At 71.0% G+C, this 13,151-nt stretch carries 14 protein-coding genes; 12 read left to right on the plus strand and 2 right to left on the minus strand.

Annotation, left to right across the window (positions count from 1 at the left end; translation table 11 throughout):
* The first annotated feature begins 13 nt into the window (after positions 1–13).
* The 10 genes from KUM40_RS33850 to KUM40_RS33890 all read left to right on the plus strand — a co-directional run bounded on the left by KUM40_RS33850 (position 14) and on the right by KUM40_RS33890 (position 8,464).
* On the plus strand, positions 14–1,471 hold the full coding sequence (locus tag KUM40_RS33850) for a menaquinone biosynthesis decarboxylase (protein WP_217170133.1): 1,458 nt from the start codon (positions 14–16) through the stop codon (positions 1,469–1,471).
* Positions 1,468–2,373 carry a menaquinone biosynthesis prenyltransferase MqnP gene (gene mqnP, locus KUM40_RS33855; RefSeq protein WP_217170134.1) on the plus strand — a complete coding sequence of 302 codons (906 nt, stop codon included), beginning with the start codon at positions 1,468–1,470 and terminating at the stop codon, positions 2,371–2,373. Before KUM40_RS33850 ends, mqnP begins: the two co-directional genes overlap by 4 nt.
* A 176-nt stretch (positions 2,374–2,549) precedes the next feature.
* Positions 2,550–3,200: a UbiX family flavin prenyltransferase gene (locus KUM40_RS33860; protein WP_217170135.1), complete on the plus strand. Its 651-nt coding sequence runs from the start codon at positions 2,550–2,552 to the stop codon at positions 3,198–3,200.
* Positions 3,201–3,296: 96 nt separating this feature from the next.
* Positions 3,297–3,755, plus strand: coding sequence for an Lrp/AsnC family transcriptional regulator (locus KUM40_RS33865; RefSeq protein ID WP_217170292.1), 459 nt, complete (start codon positions 3,297–3,299; stop codon positions 3,753–3,755).
* 58 nt (positions 3,756–3,813) lie between these two features.
* Complete coding sequence (gene mqnE, locus KUM40_RS33870) at positions 3,814–4,977, plus strand: aminofutalosine synthase MqnE (protein ID WP_217170136.1); 1,164 nt, start codon at positions 3,814–3,816, stop codon at positions 4,975–4,977.
* Positions 4,978–5,034: 57 nt separating this feature from the next.
* Positions 5,035–5,565 carry a GNAT family N-acetyltransferase gene (locus KUM40_RS33875; RefSeq protein WP_217170137.1) on the plus strand — a complete coding sequence of 177 codons (531 nt, stop codon included), beginning with the start codon at positions 5,035–5,037 and terminating at the stop codon, positions 5,563–5,565.
* 111 nt (positions 5,566–5,676) lie between these two features.
* On the plus strand, positions 5,677–5,976 hold the full coding sequence (locus KUM40_RS33880; protein ID WP_217170138.1) for a DUF4229 domain-containing protein: 300 nt from the start codon (positions 5,677–5,679) through the stop codon (positions 5,974–5,976).
* Positions 5,977–6,116: 140 nt separating this feature from the next.
* Positions 6,117–6,218, plus strand: a complete 102-nt coding sequence (locus KUM40_RS42750) for a putative leader peptide (RefSeq protein ID WP_374227444.1) — start codon at positions 6,117–6,119, stop codon at positions 6,216–6,218.
* Positions 6,219–6,293: 75 nt separating this feature from the next.
* Positions 6,294–7,640, plus strand: a complete 1,347-nt coding sequence (locus KUM40_RS33885) for a dicarboxylate/amino acid:cation symporter (protein WP_217170139.1) — start codon at positions 6,294–6,296, stop codon at positions 7,638–7,640.
* A 113-nt stretch (positions 7,641–7,753) separates the two neighbouring features.
* The gene (locus tag KUM40_RS33890; protein ID WP_217170140.1) at positions 7,754–8,464 is read left to right on the plus strand and encodes a TetR/AcrR family transcriptional regulator; all 711 of its coding nucleotides are present in this window, start codon (positions 7,754–7,756) and stop codon (positions 8,462–8,464) included.
* Here KUM40_RS33890 and KUM40_RS33895 read toward each other — a convergent pair.
* Together KUM40_RS33895 and KUM40_RS33900 are read right to left on the minus strand one after the other, a co-directional pair.
* Positions 8,452–9,345 carry a MaoC/PaaZ C-terminal domain-containing protein gene (locus KUM40_RS33895; RefSeq protein ID WP_217170141.1) on the minus strand — a complete coding sequence of 298 codons (894 nt, stop codon included), beginning with the start codon at positions 9,343–9,345 and terminating at the stop codon, positions 8,452–8,454. The two genes, KUM40_RS33890 and KUM40_RS33895, sit on opposite strands and share 13 nt — an antisense overlap.
* Positions 9,345–10,637 carry a 3-oxoacyl-ACP reductase gene (locus tag KUM40_RS33900; RefSeq protein ID WP_217170142.1) on the minus strand — a complete coding sequence of 431 codons (1,293 nt, stop codon included), beginning with the start codon at positions 10,635–10,637 and terminating at the stop codon, positions 9,345–9,347. The genes KUM40_RS33895 and KUM40_RS33900 overlap by 1 nt, the downstream gene beginning before the upstream one ends.
* A gap of 182 nt (positions 10,638–10,819) precedes the next feature.
* On the opposite strand from KUM40_RS33900, the gene KUM40_RS33905 reads away from it, so the two are divergent.
* Both KUM40_RS33905 and KUM40_RS33910 read left to right on the plus strand, forming a co-directional pair.
* Positions 10,820–11,548 (plus strand): response regulator transcription factor, encoded by a 729-nt coding sequence (locus KUM40_RS33905; RefSeq protein ID WP_217170143.1) that lies wholly within the window; start codon positions 10,820–10,822, stop codon positions 11,546–11,548.
* Positions 11,545–13,119 (plus strand): ATP-binding protein, encoded by a 1,575-nt coding sequence (locus KUM40_RS33910; protein ID WP_217170144.1) that lies wholly within the window; start codon positions 11,545–11,547, stop codon positions 13,117–13,119. The genes KUM40_RS33905 and KUM40_RS33910 overlap by 4 nt, the downstream gene beginning before the upstream one ends.
* Positions 13,120–13,151: the final 32 nt, after the last annotated feature.

Consider the following 13,151-nt stretch of genomic DNA (forward strand, 5'->3'; position numbering starts at 1 on the left):
GATACTGGACGGCATGGCTTACGACGATCTTCGCTCCCTGCTCAGGGCGCTGGAGCGCGAGGGCGACCTCAAGCGCATCAAGGCCGAGGTGGACCCGTACCTGGAGGTCGGGGAGATCGTCGACCGGGTGAACAAGGCCGGCGGTCCCGCCCTGCTCTTCGAGAACGTGAAGGGCTCCGACATGCCCCTCGCGATGAACGTCTTCGGAACCGACCGGCGCCTGCTCAAGGCCCTCGGCCTGAAGTCGTACGCCGACATCTCGGACAAGATCGGCGGACTGCTGCGCCCCGAGCTGCCGCAGGGCTTCGTCGGCATGCGCGAGGCCTTCGGCAAGCTCGGCACGATGGCGCACGTACCGCCGAAGAAGGTGAAGCCGGGCAGCGCGCCCGTCCAGGAGACCGTCCTCACCGGCGACGACGTGGACCTGGACCGGCTCCCCGCGCTCTTCACCTGGCCGGACGACGGCGGCTCCTTCTTCAACCTGGGCCTCACCCACACGAAGGACCCGGAGACGGGCATCCGCAACCTGGGCCTGTACCGCCTCCAGCGCCACGACAGGCGCACCATCGGCATGCACTGGCAGATCCACAAGGACAGCCGCAACCACTACCAGGTCGCCGCCCGACGCGGCGAGCGCCTGCCGGTCGCCATCGCCTTCGGCTGCCCGCCCGCCGTGACCTACGCCTCCACCGCACCCCTCCCCGGCGACATCGACGAGTACCTGTTCGCCGGGTTCCTGCAGGGCAAGCGGATCGAGATGGTCGACTGCAAGACGGTCCCGCTCCAGGTCCCGGCGCAGGCGGAGGTCGTCATCGAGGGCTGGCTGGAGCCCGGCGAGATGCTTCCCGAGGGTCCGTTCGGCGACCACACCGGCTTCTACACGCCGCAGGAGCCGTTCCCCGCCCTGAAGATCGACTGCGTGACGATGCGGAAGCGCCCGCTGCTCCAGTCGATCGTGGTCGGCCGCCCGCCGACGGAGGACGGGCCGCTCGGCCGGGCCACGGAGCGCTTCTTCCTCCCGCTCCTCAAGATCATCGTGCCGGACATCGTGGACTACCACCTCCCCGAGGCCGGCGGCTTCCACAACTGCGCGATCGTCTCGATCGACAAGAAGTACCCCAAGCACGCCCAGAAGGTGATGCACGCCATCTGGGGCGCGCACATGATGTCCCTGACCAAGCTGATCGTGGTCGTCGACTCCGACTGCGACGTCCACGACCTGCACGAGGTCGCCTGGCGCGCGCTCGGCAACACCGACTACGGCCGTGACCTCACCGTCGTCGAAGGCCCGGTCGACCACCTCGACCACGCCTCCTACCAGCAGTTCTGGGGCGGCAAGGCGGGCATCGACGCGACGCGGAAACTGCCCGAGGAGGGGTACACGCGCGACGGGGGCTGGCCGGACATGGTGCTGTCCGACCCGGATACGGCGGCGAAGGTCGACCGCCGCTGGAAGGAGTACGGACTGTGACGTCGGCTTCCGCCGCCCTGCCGCAGCAGCCGGGGCGCACCAAGGCATTCCTGCGCCTGGTGATGATCGAGCACTCGGTGTTCGCGCTGCCCTTCGCCTACATCGCCGCGCTGACCGCGATGTACGAGTGGGACGCGAACATCCACTGGGGCCGGCTGCTCCTGGTCACCGTCGCCATGGTGGGCCTGCGCACCTTCGCGATGGCCGTCAACCGGATCATCGACCGCGAGATCGACGCCCGTAACCCGCGCACCGCCCACCGCGAGCTGGTCACCGGCGCCATGTCGGTCAAGCACGCCTGGACCGGCGCGCTGATCGCCCTCGTCGTCTTCCTCGGCGCGGCGGCCCTGCTCAACCCGCTCTGCCTGGCCCTCGCCCCCGTCGCGGTCGTGCCGATGGTGGTCTACCCCTACGGCAAGCGGTTCACGAACTTCCCGCAGGCCATCCTCGGCCTCGCCCAGGCCATGGGCCCGATCGGCGGCTGGCTTGCCATCACCGGCGAATGGTCCTGGGACGCGGTGCTCCTCGGCCTCGCCGTCGGCATCTGGATCGGCGGCTTCGACCTGATCTACGCCTGCCAGGACGTCGAGACCGACCGGAAGGTCGGCGTCATGTCGGTCCCGGCCCGCTTCGGCATCCCGGCCGCGATCTGGGGCGCCCGCGCCTGCCACGCCATCACCACCGCCCTGTTCGTCTGGTACGCCGTCGCCACCGACGCCGGTGTCTTCTTCTGGCTCGGCCTGCTCATCGTCGCGGGCGCCTTCCTCTACGAGCACACCATCGTGCGCCCCACCGACCTGACCCGCCTCAACAGGGCGTTCTTCTCGGTCAACGGCTTCCTCGGTATCAGCCTCTTCGTGTGCGCGCTCATCGATCTACTGGTGCGTGGGCTCACGGTGTAGCTCCTTCAGGTGGCGTCGGCGGAACCGCCGTGTCCGCCCACTCGAAGGACTCGTCCGTTGAACGGACCTTGATCGGTTCTGCTCCCCGCACCTGCGGGGATTGCTGTCCGGCCGCCCGACACGCACGGAGGGCGGCCGGATAGGCTCAAGATGTGAACCCAGGAGAAACGCAGCGCGTGCCTTGGATCGTGGGGGTTTCCGGGGCATCCGGCACCCCGTACGCCGCCGCCGTGCTGCGCGCGCTGCTCGCCGCGGGCGAGAGCGTCGACCTGGTGGTCAGCCGGGCCTCGCGGCTCACCCTGCTCGACGAGACCGGCATCTCCTTCCGCGACGCCCACTGGCGGCACGACCTGCGCGAATGGCTGGCCCGCGGAGCCGACGGAAAGCCGGACACGTTCGACGCGGACGTCTCCGGCGTACGGCACTGGAGCGCGGGCGACCTCGCGGCCGGGCCGTCCTCGGGGTCGTACCCGACGAAGGGCATGCTGATCGTGCCCGCGTCGACGGCCTGCGTCGCGGGCGTCGCGCTCGGACTGTCGAAGGACCTGCTCCAGCGTGCGGCGAGCGTGACCCTCAAGGAGCGGCGCAGGCTGGTGGTGGCCGTACGGGAGACCCCGCTGGACGGCCGGACGCTGCGGCACCTGGTGACCCTGGACGACGCCGGCGCGAGCGTGGTGCCCGCCTCCCCGGCCTTCTACGCCGGGGCGACGCACATCCAGGACCTGGTGGACTTCGTCGCCGGACGCGTCCTCGACGCGGCGGGTGTCGGACACGACCTCTACCGCCGGTGGCGCGGCGACCTCGGCGGGGCACGCCCCACCACCTGAGCACCACGAGCACCACCAAGCACCACCTCCCCCCACACGTTTGTTACCCACATCTTCAGAACTCTTCAGAATTCTTCAGTGGAAGGCTTCGATCGCATGGACGCGGTGGACAGGCAGCTCATCCAGGCCCTGAGGGAGAACGGCCGGGCCTCCTACGCGGAGCTGGGGCGCCTCGTCGGACTCTCGGGACCCAGCGTCACCGACCGCATCAACCGGCTGGAGGCGGCCGGTGTCATCACCGGCTACCGGGCCACCGTGGACGCCGCCTCGCTCGGTCTCGGCGTCACCGCCCTGATCGGCGTATCGCTGTCCGACGCCGCCGACCACGAGGACGTGGCGCAGCGGATGCGGGAGCTGCGGGAGATCGAGGACTGCTGGTTCATCGCCGGCGACGACTCCTACATGCTCAAGGTGCGCGCCGCCGACGTGGACGGCCTCGAGAGCATCATCCGCAGGCTCTCCGGCACGAAGGGCGTCTCCCGCACCCGTACCACCATCGTGCTCTCCACCAAGTGGGAGAACCGGGTGGGCGAGCTGCCGGAAGAGGTTCAGTAAGAGGTTCAGCAGTCGGGGCGCGTACGGTTTACGAGTCAGTCTCAGAAAGAGGTATCGCATGGACGCCGGGCTCAAGCGGGAGCTGGAGCAGAAGGTCCGCTCCGGGGAGCGGCTGACCCGCGAGGACGGCATCGCGCTGTACGAGTCGGACGATCTGGCCTGGCTCGGCGGCCTCGCGCACGAGGTGCGGACGCGGAAGAACGGCGACGTCGTCCACTTCAACGTCAACCGCCACCTCAACATGACCAACGTGTGCACCGCGTCCTGCGCGTACTGCTCCTTCCAGCGCAAGCCGGGGGAGAAGGACGCGTACACGATGCGCATCGAGGAGGCGGTGAAGCTCGCCAAGGCGATGGAGGGCGAGAACCTCACCGAGCTGCACATCGTCAACGGCCTGCACCCGAACCTGCCGTGGCGCTACTACCCGCGCTCGCTGCGGGAGCTGAAGGCCGCGCTGCCGGACGTCTCCCTCAAGGCGTTCACGGCCACCGAGATCCACCACTTCGAGACCATCTCCGGGATGTCCGCCTCCGACATCCTCGACGAGCTGATCGACGCCGGTCTGGAGTCCCTCACCGGAGGCGGCGCGGAGATCTTCGACTGGGAGGTGCGGCAGCACATCGTCGACCACCGCACCCACTGGGAGGACTGGTCGCGCATCCACCGCCTGGCGCACGAGAAGGGGCTGAAGACCCCGTGCACCATGCTCTACGGCCACATCGAGGAGCCGCGCCACCGTGTGGACCACGTGCTGCGCCTGCGTGAACTGCAGGACGAGACGGGCGGCTTCCAGGTCTTCATCCCGCTGCGCTACCAGCACGACTTCGTCGACATGCAGGACGGCAAGGTACGCAACCGGCTCCAGGCGCGGACGCAGATGGCGACCGGCGCGGAGGCCCTGAAGACCTTCGCCGTCTCCCGTCTCCTTTTCGACAACGTCCCGCACGTGAAGGTCTTCTGGGTCATGCACGGCGTCCAGACGGCCCAGCTCGCCCTCCAGCACGGCGCCGACGACATGGACGGCTCGGTCGTCGAGTACAAGATCACGCACGACGCGGACGACTTCGGCACGCCGAACAAGCTGACCCGTGAGGACCTGCTGGACCTCATCCGCGACGCGGGTTTCCGGCCGGTCGAGCGGAACACGCGGTACGAGATCCTCCGGGAGTTCGAGGGGCCCGACGCGGCGCGCCGGGAGTCGCCGCAGCCGATGCGGGTGTGACGTCCCCGGGTTGTTCTGTGGCTGCACAGACACTCCGGTAATAGCTACCATGGGTCAGTGTCCCTTACTTTCACCTTCGATCCGGCCGTCACCCCCGACCTCCGCGACGGCGTCCTCGACCTGTGGACCGATGTCTCCAACGCGGGCGGCTCCGTGGGTTTCGTACCGCCCGTGACGCGGGAGGACGTCCGCCCCGAGCTGGTCAAGCACCTGGTGGGCATGGCCGAGGGCCGTACCCGCCTGCTCGTCGGCCACGACGCGGACGGGCGGGTGGCCGCCACCGCGTTCCTCGCCCTCAACTCGCACCGGCTGATGCGGCACTGGCTGTGGCTCTACACGGTCATGGTCCACCCGCGCCACCAGGGCCGGGGCTACGGCCGGGACCTGATGGCCGCCGCCGCGGACGCCGCCCGCGCCTGCGACGGCGTCGAGGCGATACGGCTCACCTGCCGGGGCGGGCTCGGCCTGGAGCGGTTCTACGAGTCCTGCGGCTACAAGGAGGTCGGCCGGGTGCCCGGCGCGATCCGGGTCGCCCCCGGCGACGACCGGGACGACGTCTTCATGCTGCTGCCGCTGCCGCTGGCCTGACCCTCGGCCGGTGCCCGGCCGATGCCCGGCCGACCCCCCTGCAAGATCGACGGCCCGGCATGTTTCACTGGACAGTGCCTCTTTGTGCCAGAAACGGAAGAGTGGATTGAGATGCTCCGCTACACGCTGATGCGCCTCGGGATCTTCGTGGGCTGCCTCGTGGTCGTCTGGGGGCTCGTCTACGCCGGAGTGTTCCCGCGCGGCCTCGGCGACTCCAACGGCATGTGGATCCTCCTGCTCTCCCTGGTGATCTCCGCCCCCATCAGCTACGTCGTGCTGCGCAAGGAGCGGGACCGGGCCTCGGTGCAGGTCGTGGGCCGCGTGGACCGCATGAAGGCCAACCTGGAGGCCAACCGCGGCCAGGAGGACACCGCCGACGACACGGCACGGGCGCAGGGCCAGACCTCGTAACGTCCGTCACGCACTTGCACGCCCTGGTTTCCGAATTCACAGGAAACCGGGGCGCTTTGCGTTTTACGGGCAGTAGCGCGCTCCTGCCTCTCAAAGAATGGCTTTGAGCGTCCCAAAGCATGGGTGTTAAAGTCGTGTGCATGAAGCACGCAGCCGCGCCCTCCACACCGCCGAGCCTCGCGCTCGTGGCGCGCCTGCACGTGGACCTCTGCCGGTGCGCGTCCGCGAACTGTCGCCCCTGACGTTCCCCCCTCGTCCAGTCGGTTCCCACGTCAGCTCAGCGCGTCCCTTCCCGCGTCCCGTCCCCCCTACGGAGCATGTCCGTGTCCTCAGCGTCTTCACCATCCCCGGTGTCCTCTGTCACGAAGTACCTCAAGGTGCCCTTCTGGGCCCAGATACTCGCCGGCCTCGTCCTCGGCGTCCTGCTGGGCTGGCTGGCCCGCAGCCAGGACATATCCTGGCTGGTCACCACCCTGGAGAAGGTCGGTGACACCTTCATCGGCCTGCTGAAGCTGGCCGTCGCACCGCTCGTCTTCTTCGCGATCCTCGTCTCGATCACCAACCTGCGGAAGGTCAACAACGCGGCCCGCCTGGCGTCCCGCACCCTCCTCTGGTTCATGATCACGTCGCTGATCGCGGTGGCCATCGGCCTCGTCATCGGCCTCGTCACCAACCCCGGCGCCGGCACCGGCCTCACCCCGGCCGACGGCGCGAAGCCCGAACACACCGGTTCCTGGATCGACTTCCTGACCGGCATCGTGCCGACCGACGTCATCACGCCGTTCACCGAGCTGAACGTCCTCCAGATCGTCTTCATGGCCGCCGTCGCCGGTATCGCCGCCCTCCAGCTCGGCGAGAAGGCCCAGCCGATCCTGAACCTGAGCGAGTCGGTCCTCGCACTCCTCCAGAAGGCCCTGTGGTGGGTCATCCGCCTCGCCCCGCTCGGCACCGTCGGCCTCATCGGCAACGCCATCGCCACCTACGGCTGGGACCTCATCGGCAAGTACGCCACCTTCACCGCCGACATCTACGTCGGCTGCGCCATCGTGATGTTCGTGGTCTACCCGGTGCTGCTCGCCACCGTCGCCAAGGCCAGCCCGCTCCAGTTCTTCAAGGGCGCCTGGCCCGCCATCCAGTTGGCCTTCGTCTCCCGCTCCTCCGTCGGCACCATGCCGCTGACCCAGAAGGTCACCGAGCGCCTCGGCGTCCCGAAGGAGTACGCGTCCTTCGCCGTGCCGTTCGGCGCGACGACCAAGATGGACGGCTGCGCCGCGATCTACCCGGCGATCGCCGCGATCTTCGTCGCGCAGATCTTCGACATCCAGCTCGGCGTCGGCGACTATCTGCTGATCGCCTTCGTCTCGGTGGTCGGCTCCGCCGCCACGGCCGGCCTCACCGGCGCCACGGTCATGCTCACCCTGACCCTGTCCACCCTGGGCCTGCCCATGGAGGGCGTCGGCCTCCTCCTCGCCATCGACCCGATCCTGGACATGATGCGGACGGCGACGAACGTCGCGGGTCAGGCGCTGATCCCGGTGATCGTCTCGGCCCGCGAGGGCATCCTCGACCGCAAGGCCTACGACGAGGCGCACGCCTCGCCGATCGACGAGCCGGAGCGGGAGAAGCAGGAGTCGGAGTCGGAGCCGGTTCCGGTCGCCGCCTGACCGCCGTGGCTGTCGTGGCCGTGGCCGTGGCCGTGGCCGTGACCGTCGTGACCGGGGCGTCGGCGTCGTGCTGACGTCCTGATCACCGCCGCACGGACCGTACGCTGATTCGCATGGGTGCAGGGAAGACCAAGCGGATGCCGCGTGCGGTCCGTGAGCAGCAGATGCTGGACGCCGCCGTGCACGTCTTCGGGCAGCGCGGGTACATGGCGGCGTCGATGGACGAGATCGCCGAACTGGCGGGCGTGTCCAAGCCGCTGGTGTACCTCTACCTGAACTCGAAGGACGACCTCTTCAGCGCCTGCGTCCGCCGCGAGGCCCGCGCCCTCACCGAGGCGGTGCGGGCCGGTGTGCGTCCGGGGCTGCCCGCCGACGGGCAACTCTGGTCGGGACTGCGGGCGTTCTTCACCCACACCGCGCGCCACCCGGACGCCTGGCAGGTGCTGCACGTGCACGCCCGTACGCACGGCGAGCGGTTCGCGGCCGAGGTCGCGGTGATGCGCGAGGACATCGTCGCGTTCGTGACCCAGCTCATCGCCGCCGCCGCGCGGGACGCGCACCGGGACCCGCACCTGCCCGAGGGCGAGGTCGCGGGGCTGGCCGAGGCGCTGGTCGGCGCCGCCGAGTCGCTCGCCGACTGGGCGGGTGCCACTGAGGGCGTCACCGCGAAGCAGGCGGCGGCGACCCTGATGAACTTCGCCTGGGCCGGCCTGGGCGACCTGATGACGGGGCGGCCGTGGTCCCCGCCGGAGGACTCCGAGGGCGAGCACGAGCCCGAGCCCGAGGGCGGGCCCGAGTCCGTGAGGGTGGCTCAGGCCGGGTAGGGCGTCACCTCGCCGGACAGGTGCAGCCGCCGCCCCTCGTCGCCACGCAGCTCGAACCGGCCGCCCGTGCCGCTCTCGTCGCCCGCGTCGCCCGCGGCCCCGTACGTCACCGTGCCCGGCAGCAGTACCGGTGCCCGGAACTGCGCCCGCAGTACGGCAGCGTCCGGCGTCCCGTGCTCGGCCAGACACCGGGCCACGGTCCACATGCCGTGCGCGATGGCCCGGGGGAAGCCGAACAGGCGGGCGGTGAGCGGGTGCAGGTGGATCGGGTTGCGATCCCCGGACGCGGCGCCGTAGCGGCGCCCGATGTCACCGGCGAGGTGCCATTCGGCGCGGGCGGGGAGCGGCGCGGGGGTTGCGGGGGCCTCCTCGGCGGGGCGCCCGGTGGTGGTGCGGTGCCGGGCCAGGTAGGTGCTGCGGGACTCCCACACGAGGTCCGCTCCCGAGCGCAGCTCCGTCACCACCGACGCCTCGGTGCCGCGCCGGTGCGGGGCCAGCCCCTCGACGTACGTGGTGAGTTCGTACGCGCCGGTCGCGGGCACCGCGGCCCGCCGGGTGATGCCGATCGACGTGTGGACGAGCCCGAGCAGCGGCAGCGGGAAGTCCCGTCCGCTCATCAGGCGCATGGCCATCGGGAAGCCCAGCACGTGCGGATACGTCAGCGGCAGCGCGTCCGCGCCGGTCGGGAACCCGCAGACCCGCTCGTACGCCGCCAGCCGCGCGAGGTCCACGCGCAGGCCGGGCAGGACCAGCCGGGTGCGGGGGAAGTCCGCGTCCGGGCGGGGGCGCTTGAGGGGCGACAGCAGGGCGCCGCGGGCGAGGAGCGGCGCGAGGGCGGGGACGCCGCTGAGGGTGCTGGTCGTCGGGGCCGCGGTGGTCATCACGCCCCCAGCAGGCTCTGGCCGCAGACCCGTACGACCTGGCCGTTGACCGCGCCGGAGGCCGGGTGGGCGAGCCAGGCGGTGGTCTCGGCGACGTCGACGGGCAGGCCGCCCTGGGCGAGGGAGTTCATGCGGCGGCCGGCCTCGCGGATGAAGAGCGGGACCGCCGCCGTCATCTTCGTCTCGATGAACCCCGGCGCCACCGCGTTCACCGTCACCCCGTGCTCGGCGAGCGCGCGCGGCGCGAGGGAGCGGACGAGTCCGACGATCCCGGCCTTGCTCGCGCCGTAGTTGGTCTGGCCCGCGTTGCCCGCGAGCCCGGCGATGGAGGCCGTCGCCACGATCCGGCCGCCCCGGTTGACCGCGCCGGCCGCGAGCAGCGCGTCCGTGGTGCGCAGGACGCTCGCGAGATTGACGTCGAGGACGGAACCCCAGCGGTCGGCGGGCATGTTGACCAGGCGCCGGTCGCGGGTGATGCCGGCGTTGTGGATCAGTACGTCGAGTCCGCCGGGCAGGGCGGCGGCGATGCGCTCGCCCGCGTCGGCGGCCGTGATGTCGAGCGCGAGGGCGGTGCCGCCGAGGCGTTCGGCGGCCTCGCGTGCCTCCCGCTCGGCCTGGGGTACGTCGAGGACGACGACCTGGGCGCCCTGCCCGGCCAGCGTCTCGGCGACCGCCGCGCCGATGCCCCGCGCGGCACCGGTGACCAGGGCGGTGCGCCCGGCGAGGGGCAGGTCCCAGTCGTCGGGGGCGGCACCCTGGGTCGTCGCTCCGACCCCGATCACCTGGCCGGTGACGTAGGCGGAGGCGGGGGAGAGGAGGAAGCGGAGGGTGGACTCGGCGGCGGGCGCGTCGGTGAGCCGTACGAGGTTGACCGTCCTGCCCCGCCCGATCTCCTTGCCGAGCGAGCGGGTGAACCCCTCCAACGCCTGCTGGACGGCGGCCTGATGATGGTCGGCCGGGTCGAGCGGGGCGCCGAGCACCACCACGCGGCCGCTCGCGGCGACGGACCGTACGACGGGATGCAGCGCGGCGTGCACCTCGGCGAGGGAGTCGACGTCCCGCACCCCGGTGGCGTCGAGGACGACGGCGGCGGGGCGGCCGTCCTCGTCCCGGGGGCGGCCCGTGCGGGCCAGGACCGGCGCGAGGTCGAGGTCCGTCTTGCCGGCCGTGAGGTGCAGCAGGCCGCCGGTGAGCGAGCCGCGTTCCAGCGCGGCGGGCTGCGGCAGCCCCAGGCGGCGGGTGAGGAAACGACCGGGTGCGGTACCGGTGAAGCTGAGATAGCGGTCGGCCATGTCCTGTCTCCCCAACGACTCTGTCGTGCCTGCAAGTGCTTACAAGTGCTTACTCCGGAGTAAGGTTACCGGAGGTAAGTCCAAGTCGTGCGCAGAGCCGCCCTGGCCTCCCCCGGTCCCGCGTAACATCGCGCGCGGGGACGACCGTTGGGACCATTGGGACCGTTGAGGGGGAGTACCGCATGGCCGGCAGCGCCGGACGGGTTCTCGTGGCCGACGACGACGTGAGCACACGGCGTTCGCTGGAACGAGGGCTGCGGCTGGGGGGATTCGAGGTCACGCTGGCCGACGACGGACACACCGCGCTGGAGGCGTTGCGCGGACAGCGGCCGGACATCGTTGTCCTCGACGTCTGCATGCCGGGACTGAGCGGCATCGAGGTGTGCCGGGCCCTGCGCGAGAGCGGGGACGACGTGCCGGTGCTCATGCTCTCCGGCCTGGACGAAGTGGCCGACAGAATCGCCGGGTTACAGGCAGGCGGCGACGACTACCTGGTCAAGCCCTTCGCTCTGCAGGAACTCAAGCTGCGGCTGCACGCCCTGCTGCGCAGGCGCCCTCCGGCCGCCACGGACCGCGTCCAGGTCGGCGGTCTGATCCTGGAGCCGTCCGCCCGCCAGGCATCACTGGACGGACAGCCACTGCGACTGACGCCCCGCGAGTTCCATCTGCTGGAGATGCTGGCCCGCAACGCGGGCATCGTCCTGACCCGCGGCCAGTTGCTGGAGCGGGTCTGGGGGTACGACGCCGACGTCCGCACCGACGCGGTGGACACGTTCGTCAGCTATCTGCGGCGCAAGACGGAGGCGCACGGACGCCCCCGCATCCTGCACACCGTGCGCGGCCTCGGTTTCGTGCTGCGCATGGACGAGGGCAGGGACGGGAGTCCCCGAGAGACCGGGACCGCCCTGTGAGGCTCTCCACCCGCATCGCACTGTCCGCCGCCGTGATCGTGCCCGTCCTGGCCCTCGCCACCAACTATCTGCTGCTGGCCTGGTTCACCGACGACTTGCGCGCGGAGCAGGAGAGACAGCTCCGTTCCCGTGCCACGACCCTCACGCACAACGCCCGGGCCTATCTGCAGGCAGTCGAGGCCGGTCACCCCGTCGCCGCCAGGAACGCCCGGCACCGGCTGGTCGTCTCGTCGCCGGACGTCGGCTTCCGGCTGAACGGACCGAAGGGACCGAACAGGCCGAACGGACCGAAGGGACCGAACAGGCCGAACGGACCGAAGGGGTCGAGGGGACCGCAGGGCGTCATCGAGGCCGGTCCGCGGCGCGACGCGGCGCTGTCACTCCCGGCCGAGGCCAAGCAGCCCGTCTTCCTGGACGGCGAGGACGCGGACGGCACGAAGTGGCTCGTCATGTCCCGCCGGGTCGCCCCGCCGAACGGCACCCGCCCGGACCGGCCCAACCTGTGGATGTTCTCCCCGGACACCGCCTACCGGGCCCAGTTGTCGCGGGTGCGGCAGCGGATCCTGACGGTGGCCCTGCTGTCCGCCCCCGTCACCGGGGCGATCGCCTGGCTCATCGCGAGCCGCGCCACCCTGCCGCTGCGCCGCCTCCAGCACCGAGCGAACGGACTCGACCCCCGCATCACTGTGCTCCGCTTGGAGCACACACCGAGCGGAGTCACCGAGGTGGACGACCTCGCCGGCACGCTGAGGACCGTACTCGCCCGGTACGACGAGCAGGCCGCACGCGCCGGAGAGGCGCTGGAGACCGCCCGGTCCTTCGCCGCGGCGGCTTCCCACGAGATGCGCAACCCCCTGACGAGCATGCGCACCAACCTCGACGTCCTCACTGAGTACCCGGACCTGGACGCCGCCGACCGGCAGGAGGTCCTCGCCGACCTGGCGCGTGAGCAGGCCCGGCTGCTGGGACTGCTGGGGATGCTGCGCACGCTCGCCCAGGGCGATCTGGTCGAGGCCGACGCCTTCACCTCGCTCGATCTCGGCGAACTCGTCCGCGCCTCCGCCGCGGACCTGCGCCGGTCCCACCCCGGCGCGCGGCTGACGGTGCGGGCCGCCGACGGTCTGCTGGTCCACGCCTGGCACGAGGGGCTGCGCTCGGCCGTGGACAACCTGCTGGTCAACGCCTGGACCCACGGCCGTACGAAGACGAAGACGCAGACGCCTACGCAGACAGGTGACGCCAGCGTGGAGGTGACCCTGCGGGCCGTCCAGGAGGCCGGCGCACCGGCGGCCGTCCTCACCGTCGACGACCACGGCCCCGGTGTCCCGCCGGCCCTGCGAGAGGCGGTGTTCCGGCGCTTCCACCGCAGCCGGGACAGCCCCGGTTCGGGCCTCGGTCTCACCCTGGTCGCCCAGCAGATCGCCCTGCACCAGGGGCGGATCGTGGTGAGCGACCGTCCGGACGGGACACCCGGAGCGCGCTTCGAGGTGCGTCTGCCGGTCACCGGCGTCCAGGACGTCACGCACACCCTGCCCCTGCTCTGCCGCGACTGGCTGACCGCCGCCGACTGACCCGGCGGGCACGCCGGAGGGGTCACAAAGAT

The organism is Streptomyces sp. AC512_CC834, from assembly GCF_019049325.1.
Lineage (GTDB): Bacteria > Actinomycetota > Actinomycetes > Streptomycetales > Streptomycetaceae > Streptomyces.

Excerpts from the sequence above, each read along its gene's own strand:
- KUM40_RS33850 (WP_217170133.1), top strand. The coding sequence starts at position 14 with ATGGCTTACGACGATCTTCGCTCCCTGCTCAGGGCGCTGGAGCGCGAG.
- KUM40_RS33865 (WP_217170292.1), top strand. The coding sequence starts at position 3,297 with ATGGACGCGGTGGACAGGCAGCTCATCCAGGCCCTGAGGGAGAACGGC.
- mqnE (WP_217170136.1), top strand. The coding sequence starts at position 3,814 with ATGGACGCCGGGCTCAAGCGGGAGCTGGAGCAGAAGGTCCGCTCCGGG.
- KUM40_RS33880 (WP_217170138.1), top strand. The coding sequence starts at position 5,677 with ATGCTCCGCTACACGCTGATGCGCCTCGGGATCTTCGTGGGCTGCCTC.
- KUM40_RS42750 (WP_374227444.1), top strand. The coding sequence starts at position 6,117 with ATGAAGCACGCAGCCGCGCCCTCCACACCGCCGAGCCTCGCGCTCGTG.
- KUM40_RS33885 (WP_217170139.1), top strand. The coding sequence starts at position 6,294 with ATGTCCGTGTCCTCAGCGTCTTCACCATCCCCGGTGTCCTCTGTCACG.
- KUM40_RS33890 (WP_217170140.1), top strand. The coding sequence starts at position 7,754 with ATGGGTGCAGGGAAGACCAAGCGGATGCCGCGTGCGGTCCGTGAGCAG.
- KUM40_RS33895 (WP_217170141.1), bottom strand. The coding sequence starts at position 9,345 with ATGACCACCGCGGCCCCGACGACCAGCACCCTCAGCGGCGTCCCCGCC.
- KUM40_RS33900 (WP_217170142.1), bottom strand. The coding sequence starts at position 10,637 with ATGGCCGACCGCTATCTCAGCTTCACCGGTACCGCACCCGGTCGTTTC.
- KUM40_RS33905 (WP_217170143.1), top strand. The coding sequence starts at position 10,820 with ATGGCCGGCAGCGCCGGACGGGTTCTCGTGGCCGACGACGACGTGAGC.